9 protein-coding genes and 1 pseudogene are annotated in these 7,638 nt (G+C 57.9%); 4 read left to right on the plus strand and 6 right to left on the minus strand.

All coding sequences use genetic code 11. The features are described from left to right. Positions 1-8 precede the first annotated feature (8 nt). Genes HNQ72_RS23015 through HNQ72_RS23025 form a run of 3 tightly spaced genes read right to left on the minus strand, consistent with a single transcriptional unit; the run spans position 9 to position 3,993 of the window. Positions 9-1,280: an ABC transporter substrate-binding protein gene (locus tag HNQ72_RS23015; RefSeq protein WP_183995632.1), complete on the minus strand. Its 1,272-nt coding sequence runs from the start codon at positions 1,278-1,280 to the stop codon at positions 9-11. 36 nt (positions 1,281-1,316) lie between these two features. Next, positions 1,317-2,927, minus strand: coding sequence for an FAD-dependent oxidoreductase (locus HNQ72_RS23020; protein WP_210334168.1), 1,611 nt, complete (start codon positions 2,925-2,927; stop codon positions 1,317-1,319). A 4-nt stretch (positions 2,928-2,931) separates the two neighbouring features. Then, complete coding sequence (locus HNQ72_RS23025; protein ID WP_183995634.1) at positions 2,932-3,993, minus strand: LacI family DNA-binding transcriptional regulator; 1,062 nt, start codon at positions 3,991-3,993, stop codon at positions 2,932-2,934. Between the two features lie 364 nt (positions 3,994-4,357). Between HNQ72_RS23025 and HNQ72_RS23030 the strand changes: the two genes are divergently transcribed. Together HNQ72_RS23030 and HNQ72_RS23035 are read left to right on the plus strand one after the other, a co-directional pair. Next, a complete protein-coding gene (locus HNQ72_RS23030; protein WP_183995636.1) occupies positions 4,358-4,558 on the plus strand; it encodes a type II toxin-antitoxin system VapB family antitoxin in 201 nt (66 codons plus the stop codon). After that, positions 4,555-4,938, plus strand: a complete 384-nt coding sequence (locus HNQ72_RS23035; protein ID WP_183995638.1) for a type II toxin-antitoxin system VapC family toxin — start codon at positions 4,555-4,557, stop codon at positions 4,936-4,938. The genes HNQ72_RS23030 and HNQ72_RS23035 overlap by 4 nt, the downstream gene beginning before the upstream one ends. A 231-nt stretch (positions 4,939-5,169) precedes the next feature. On the opposite strand, the gene HNQ72_RS30715 is transcribed toward HNQ72_RS23035, so the two are convergent. After that, entirely contained in the window at positions 5,170-5,376 is a 207-nt protein-coding gene (locus HNQ72_RS30715) for a hypothetical protein (RefSeq protein ID WP_244654459.1), read from the minus strand. A 429-nt stretch (positions 5,377-5,805) separates the two neighbouring features. Between HNQ72_RS30715 and HNQ72_RS31370 the strand changes: the two genes are divergently transcribed. Next, entirely contained in the window at positions 5,806-5,976 is a 171-nt protein-coding gene (locus HNQ72_RS31370) for a DUF982 domain-containing protein (RefSeq protein ID WP_425503158.1), read from the plus strand. A 119-nt stretch (positions 5,977-6,095) separates the two neighbouring features. After that, positions 6,096-6,518 carry a hypothetical protein gene (locus tag HNQ72_RS23045; RefSeq protein WP_183995702.1) on the plus strand — a complete coding sequence of 141 codons (423 nt, stop codon included), beginning with the start codon at positions 6,096-6,098 and terminating at the stop codon, positions 6,516-6,518. Positions 6,519-6,862: 344 nt separating this feature from the next. Here the strand turns inward: HNQ72_RS23045 and HNQ72_RS31145 are convergent, their stop codons facing one another. Both HNQ72_RS31145 and HNQ72_RS30430 read right to left on the minus strand, forming a co-directional pair. Then, positions 6,863-7,126: a hypothetical protein gene (locus tag HNQ72_RS31145; protein WP_308422357.1), complete on the minus strand. Its 264-nt coding sequence runs from the start codon at positions 7,124-7,126 to the stop codon at positions 6,863-6,865. 260 nt (positions 7,127-7,386) lie between these two features. Next, positions 7,387-7,638 (minus strand): annotated as a pseudogene (locus HNQ72_RS30430) (hypothetical protein); the annotation flags it as partial.

Here is a 7,638-nt window from a genome sequence, read left to right on the forward strand (position 1 = left end):
AACCTCCTTCAGCGCTTCAGCAACGGGCCGATCTGGCCGCAGATTTTCTGGAGAGTAGCCGGCACGTCCGCCTCCGGCCGCCATACGGCGTCGAGATTGGAGCGAACCATCTGCTGGATCTGTGCAAAACCGGTATGACCGGGCATAACCTTGCCGGTAGCAATCCCTGAAATTACGACCTTTTCGATCTGTTCCTGACTGAGCAACGGATTGGTCTTTTTCAGGATATCGGCATTCAGAAGTGACTTTCGCGCAGAGGGGAAGAACTGGCTGAGCTTGGCTGAGTTTTCCGGATTGGTCATGTATGCGACGAATTCGGCAGCCGTTTCAGCATTCTTGCCTGATTGCATGACGCCGACACCCGCCTGGCCGATCAGCGCATATTCACCTGCCGAGCCCTTCGGCAGCGGCACGAGATCCCAGCTGAACGGCTTTTCTTTAGGCAATAGCGAGGCGCGACTGATCTGGGTGATCGTCATCGCCGCATTGCCGGCGAAAAAATCGACTGTCTCGCCCGGGCCGGGGATCGCCTTCTTGGCGAACACGGCGTCGTGGATGAAGGTCAGCGCATCCGCCATCGGCTTGTCGGCCATGGTGCAGGTCTTGCCATCTTCGCTCCAAGGCGATGCGCCCCAGCCGTTCCATACAGAGGTAAGGTATTGCCATGCCTGATAGTTGAAGTCGCGCACAACCAGCCCGCCCTTGCCGGATTTGGCAACGGCGGCGGCCGTTTCGATCGCGTTGTCCCAGGTCCATTCGCCTGCAGCGATCATCTCGGCCGGTGTCTTGGCGCCCGCAGCCTTGATCAGGTCGTTGTTGACGAAAACGGCGAACGGCGAAGTCGAAAACGGATAGGCGTAGAGCTTGCCGTCTTCAGTCCAGCGTTCGGTGGCCCCGGTACCGACTTCTTCGAGATTATAGCCTTCTGCCGCCTTCAGCGTGTCGGTCAGCGGATAAAGCGCACCGGACTTGACGAAGTCATAGGCAGAGGTCTCGAAGATCCAGGCCATGTCGGGAGCGTTGCCACCGGCAATCTGGGTGGTCAGCGCTGTCGTATAAGTCTCAAACGGCAGCGACTCGTAGGTGACGCTGACATTCGGATGATTCTGCTTGAAGCCCGCGGCGATCTCGTTGAACAGCTTCAAATGTGCTTCATTGGCGCTCCAGATGGTCATCCGAAGATTGACCGCATCCTGCGCCTGGGCAGTTCCGCCCAGCGCAAGCGATCCGAGGATCGCCAGCGCGCAGGCGGTCGATTTCAAAGTCCTTTGATAAAGCATTCCCAGTCCTCCTCCAAAGATGGGTTCGATCAAAAATCAGTAGGCGGCGATCTCCGGCCAGCGGAACTCGATGCCTTCACGGGTCAGTACCGCCTGGAATTCCGCCAGATGACTGTCGGCTTCCTGCACCTGATGCGGCGTCAGTCCCTTCTCCAGGCACCAGGCCGCCAGCATGCCGGCCACCTCGCCGACATTCCATTCGACCGGGTGCAGGCGGTAGCAACCGTTGGTGATATGCGTCGTGCCTATATTCTTGCCGGCGGGAATAAGGTTCTTCATCCGTTGCGGCAGCAACGCACCGAGCGGGATCTCGAACGGGCAGGATGGCACGTCGACATAGTTGTCGCCGCCTGTCGAGGGATGCAGGTCGATGCGGTACATGCCGATGCCGATGCTGTCGCGATACCGCATCGCGCCCTTTTCCCCGCGGACGGTAAAGGACAGGTCCTGCTCGACGATCCGCGTCACCGGCTTGATACGCCGGCCTTCGCGGATATAGGGCGCCATGGCGAGGCCATGTTCGGTGCCTGTGATATCACCACGTAGACGCAGGCCGCGGTAACCCTGCGCCCCATCAAGACGCGGTGCTTCCGTCTGCAGCCAGTAGAAGACAGAATAGGAAAGGTCAGCCGCCGATTTCAGATGCCGCGCCTTTTCCTCGTCCGGGACGTCGATGATGGTGCCGTCCATGTAGTCGATCATCGGCCAGTTCACGAGGCAGATGTCGGACTGATAGAAACCCGGCGCAAAGTTCCGGCGTGCGGCGATGCGGCGGAAGATCCAGAGGTTTTCATCGCCGCCGCCCTTGCGCTGGTCTGCATCGACGAGAAGCGGATCATCATCCGGGTTCGGCGTGAACGAGCGTGTCGTATGCTCCAGCGTGCGCGGATGCGGCGCCGTCAGGCCGAGCAGCGGCCCACCCCAGAAATGCGGCTGGTACTTGCGCCAGTAGTCATAGTTTTCCGGCTTGTCGATTGTCTGGTCGCCATCGACATGATCGATCGCAAAGCAGATCGAGACCGCCTGAACATTGTCGGGCTGGGCTTCTGCCGGCGCACTCGGTTCGCCTGTGTCGGACTGCGGCTCGAAGCCTTTGGCGTATTCCGTACCCGTCATCGGCAGAAGATCGCCGAGTTCGGTCGCGTCGAGAACGTAGTCGGCGGAAATGACGATCTCGGCATCCGTATCGCGGTGGCGGACCGTAATCGAGCGAACCGTATCGCCCTCGACATCCGCGGCAACCGGCCGGTAGGGTTTCAGCACCGTCAGCCGGCCGGCACCGATATAGGGCATCAGCATGCTTTCCATCACCGCCAGGCTGACGCGCGGTTCGGCGCAGATGCGGCTGACCCAGCCGCCTCCGGGATTGAGGTCACCCCAGGCGCGAGCGCCTTCGGTCAGCGGATAGTGGTCACGATAATACTGCCGAACACCGCTGCGCAGTTTGCGATAGGACCGCGTGATGCCGAACTGCTCGACCCAGGTATGCTCGTCGGAGGGGACAGCCTGACTGGTCAGCTGCCCGCCGATCCAGTCGAATTCCTCCGTCATGATGACGCGCTTGCCGGCGCGTGCTGCGCCCAATGCTGCTGCCACGCCACCCAGGCCGCCGCCTACCACGAGAATATCTGCTTGCAACTCTTTCACGTCATCACATCCATTTCGTTGATTGGCGTTTCTTCGCGGGATCCGAAGGGCATGGCCCCAGTGTTTCGCCCGCGACGGGCTCACATGTGAGAAGAATCTGGCTGCCCAGACTGCCGGTCTCGATGCGGTTGACCAGCATCGCCGTTGCCTGCCGTCCCATCTCCTCGCGGGGAATTTCGTAGGACGTGAAGCGCACCGGGCTGCGTCCCGCGCGGATATGGCTGCCAAGCACGATCATCGAGAAGTCCCGTGGTACCGAGAGCCCGCGTTCGCGTGCGAGTGCTTCGACGCGAACGGCATCAGCCAGCTCGATGAAGAAGGCGACAGTCGCACCGCTTGAAAGTATCCCTTCGAGAATCTCGTCCGCCGGCCTGTTGACGGCATCAACATGCAGGGCAAGCTCCGCCCCCTCACCTAGCGCAGAAGCGAAACCCCGCCAGCGATCGGCAATGGATTCCGCCGGCCCCTCCGGACCGACATAGGCTAGCTTCGAATGGCCGAGCGAAACGGCCTTCTCGACGAGTTGCCGGGTGCCGGCCGCATAGTCGCCACCGACATAGGGAACCGGCCCGCCGGCATCATCGCGACGGCCGATCGCCACGAACGGGTAATCCTCCGCCACCAGCCGGGCGAGTTCCTTGCGGTCGAATTCGCGGCCGAGCACGAGGCAGCCGTCGGCGATGCGGAGCCGGTTGTTCTCGGAGAATATCTTGCGGTTATTGCCGACACCGGCGCTCGTCAGGAGCAGGAGATCGTAGCTCTGCTGCTGCGCCTCCTCCTCGATGCCGAGCAGGAAGGGTGTGAAGAAGTCGGCCTGCGCGCTCGGAAAAGCCGGCTCGTAGGTGAAGACGCCGAGGATGCGGTTCAGCCCCTTCGCCATCCGCCTCGCGATCGGGTCGGCGACATAACCGGTCGTGCGGATGACGGCTTGGACCCGGTCGCGGGTCTCGGCAGGGATACGCGCCAACGCGGTAGGCGCCCCATTGAGCACAAGCGAAACCGTAGCCTGGCTGACGCCGGCAAGCTTGGCGATATCGTTTTGGGTCAGTCGCTTGTGGCCAGTCACGCGATGCCCTCCCAAGCATCAAAATATCTGCTAATGCGTATTAGCGCTAATACGTATTAGCACGACAGTCTGGCGATTTGTCAAGAGGTGATTGGTGGGCGACCAAACTACTTCGCCTGCAGTTGAAGTTATCGCGACGGGAAGGAAATAAGCCCGCCAATTCGCGAGCAGGCTTACGGGTCAGTAGTCTTTGCCGGAGGCGTGCTGTGCGCTGGCGAGCCTCTCCCAATATCGGCCGGTTTTACGGTCCTGATGGGAATCGAACCGGCGACCCGCGATTTGCATGGTGGCAATGGTCGGCTTGAGAGGCGTAGATTATTGCACCAATTGGTGCTATAAGCGTTTCAACATCTGGGAGCTGCCTATGCGATCTACTATTAATCTTGACGACAACCTCATGGAACGGGCCAAGTCCCTTACAGGCACAAAGGAGACGGCGGCTCTGGTGCGTCAAGCACTCGAGACTTTGGTACGCGTCGAATCCGGCAAACGGCTGATCGCCCTTGGCGGCACTATGCCCGAGGCCGACGTAGCACCTCGCCGACGGAGCGAAGTGAGCAAGTGATCCTTGTCGATAGCTCGATCTGGATTGATCATTTTCGACACGGCGACCCGGAGCTGACCAAAATCATCGGAGATGATCGGTTGCTTTGCCACCCTTTCGTTGTCGGCGAACTGGCCCTAGGCAGTCTGCGAGATAGGGAGGCGGTATTAGCGTTTCTTGCAGCTCAGCGTGAGGCAGTGGTCGCGACCCATGCAGAGGTAATGACCGTCATTGACCGCTATTCGGTATTCAGCATGGGGATCGGCTATACCGATGCACACCTGTTGACTTCAACCCTCCTCGATCGCCGATCGAGCTTGTGGACGAGAGATAAACGTCTGACGGCTGCGGCTCAGAAGGTTGGCGCGGCGCTTTATCCTTCCGCAAATATTCCTCAGTAGACATCCAGCGAGGAGCTTGCAAGCGCTGATAGCTTAAAGCTCTTGACCGGAATCGAACCACAAACCCGGAGCTTGAGTTATCGTAATCGACTGAGCGTCATGGATCAGGCAAAGGCTACAGTCTACCTGGAGGGGCACGATGGCCGGAGGTTCGCCCCTGCTCACCACGTAATGTGTTTTACGTTCGCTGATATAGTGGCGGCTTAAGTCACGTAGGAGTGCGTAGACACTTTAGCCTGCGTTGGGCAAGATCATGTCCTTGAACAACCGAGATACGAGGCGGGGTCGTGATCCCTGCCTCTCATCGATGAGTAGATAGGACATTCTCTTTATCTCGATTGTCATCACGCCTTCATTGTCACTGCGACGATAGTTGCCCATTCCAATTTGAAGGTACCCGTTTTCTACCGCCCAGGCAGCTATCATGTCCGCGTCCATCAAAGGTCCTGCTGCCAGAGATCCGGGAGCGCAACTCTATATCGCTCCCGTACAAATCATCTCGGGATCCTGATACCTTATTCGGGCGCGCCGAGTTGGCTAAATCATCCCCCTATGAAACTCGCTGCTAGACTGTTGCAAATAAGACTCGTAGCCCCTCTGGCTCTTTGCTGTCATCCAGACAATGCTCGAAAATCACCAAAATGATGCCGACTGTCGAGGTGGGTAATAGACGTCCGGTCGCCATGGATCGGTTGCGCCAACACCGAATTCGGCATGTGATGTACCGCCGGGCACAGCGCCCACAATTGCCTTAATTGTCGCCTTTGCAGATCGGCGCGCTATCTGCTTGTTTTTCAGGAGCGCAAGATGCGAACTATGTATTGGGACAAGCCAGTAGATCTAGATGGTCGCCTTATCTTTGGACCTATGGAGGCGCATCGCTATATGATGGGCTCGAGCTGGAGCACGATCCGTGACCGTGCATTTGCTGCTGCGGCAAACAGTATAAATGACGCTCTGAATGGTCGTGCGTCGCCTGATTTTGCTAGAGAATTGTTCGAAAAGGCCCTGAAGGCCCGACGCGCACTTCCTCTTTAAAGGCGGCATGAGTCGCTTGTCAGGTAAGACACCTTCATCTCAGCACGCTCGAACGCTGTCAATGGCGCCTGTTGGGACAACCGCACTGGCGCGCTGGCTCAGATGACAGTTTGTGTAGCTTGAACGAAAGCCAATTCAGTGAAACCAAACTGTTTTCGACCAGCACTAACGGCGATCGGTGGTCATTAGATACGACCGATGGAGCGACAATTGTCGTCCACACGGGCAACGCGCCATCCGGTGGGCATCAAACCCGCACGTCTCTTGCTGTTTTTCTCGAGCAAAACGTCGGCAAGCCGGAACATACCGCACTCCTCCAGGTTCTCGGGCAATCTCAGGAGGAGGTAGAACAACAGCTTCAGGCCGACGACACCGAGACGCATTCGCACAAGACCGCGATGGAGTATCTACGGCTCGGCGGTCGACGCCTCGCGAAAGTTGACGACAATATTGTCAGCGTCCGGTCTTGGGAGGACGACCCGTCCGAAGCCGAGGCCTACTGGCAAGCACATGTAGAACCCATGGATCGTGAAAAGCGTTAGGAAGTCGCTCTTCATCTGCCTTCAATCAGCGATCGATGAGCTCCAAAATAGGTACACCATGACTGACGACAGAAGAGATTGTCTGCTACTTTTGAAAAATACTCGCTGATCGCCGGATGTGATGGCAAACGCATGAGAATGGCGCCGCCGCGCTGCTTGCTGCCGGATTGTGCAAGCCGGGTTTCCCGCGTGTACGGCAGGTGGACTGTGAAGATGACTTGATGCTTGACTGCAAGGAGACAGGTGGGCCTCCTGCCTTTGTTCCTGAACGAAAAGGCTTCGGGCCGAAACTAATCCGTATGGTGCTGCTTGGTACAGATGGCGTCGACGTTAGTTTTCCTCAATCAGGCGTTGAAGCCGAATTCAACGCACCGCTCGCTCGGGTGCAAATGTCCTAGAGCGAACGGAGTGTTCCTATGCCCCCTGTTACCGCTCTCGTTGTTGATGACAAGCCGCTTTTGCGAATGGCGGAAATTCTGCAGAGCCGCGTGGCTATCTGCATTGTCTTCACCGATATCGATATGCCGCGCGGTATCGACGGGCTGCGCCTCGCCGCCCTCATACGGGACCGTTGGCCGCCAGTCCGTGTGATCATCACGTCCGGCCACACGAAGCCACCACAGGCAGCTTGCCGTCGGACATGGTGTTCTTCTCGAAACCGTATCGCGAGAACGAGGTGATCGCAACGATGACGCGGATGGCTGCTTAGACTCTTGAATATTGGGTGCCTAAACTTCGATGCCCATAGACTAAAATAGAGAGGGCTCCGTTCGTCGGATTTTTCTGGCGGGCCGCCTCACCGCCCTGACATCTCCTGCCCACACAATGGGGGATTAAACAACGAGGGCTGCTAAGTTCGTACGACTTGTTATTGAACAGAGAAAGAAAATGCGCACTCGACACCGTTCATCCGGGCAATGCGGTTTTGGAAGAAGGAAAGGGTGAAGGTCTCCCCATCCATTGTCTTGAAAACTCTCTCACTTGGAAAGCGATCCAATTTAGGAAGGTACCCTAACTGAGAGGTCGTCTGAATTTCAGCTCCGCAATTTTCATTGTTCCCGCGAAACTCAAACCGTATCGAGCCAGTATCTGACGCTTTGATTGCGTACGTCACTCGGTC

The sequence above is a fragment of the Aliirhizobium wenxiniae genome (genome assembly GCF_014201355.1).
GTDB classification, from domain to species: Bacteria; Pseudomonadota; Alphaproteobacteria; order Rhizobiales; family Rhizobiaceae; genus Neorhizobium; species Neorhizobium wenxiniae.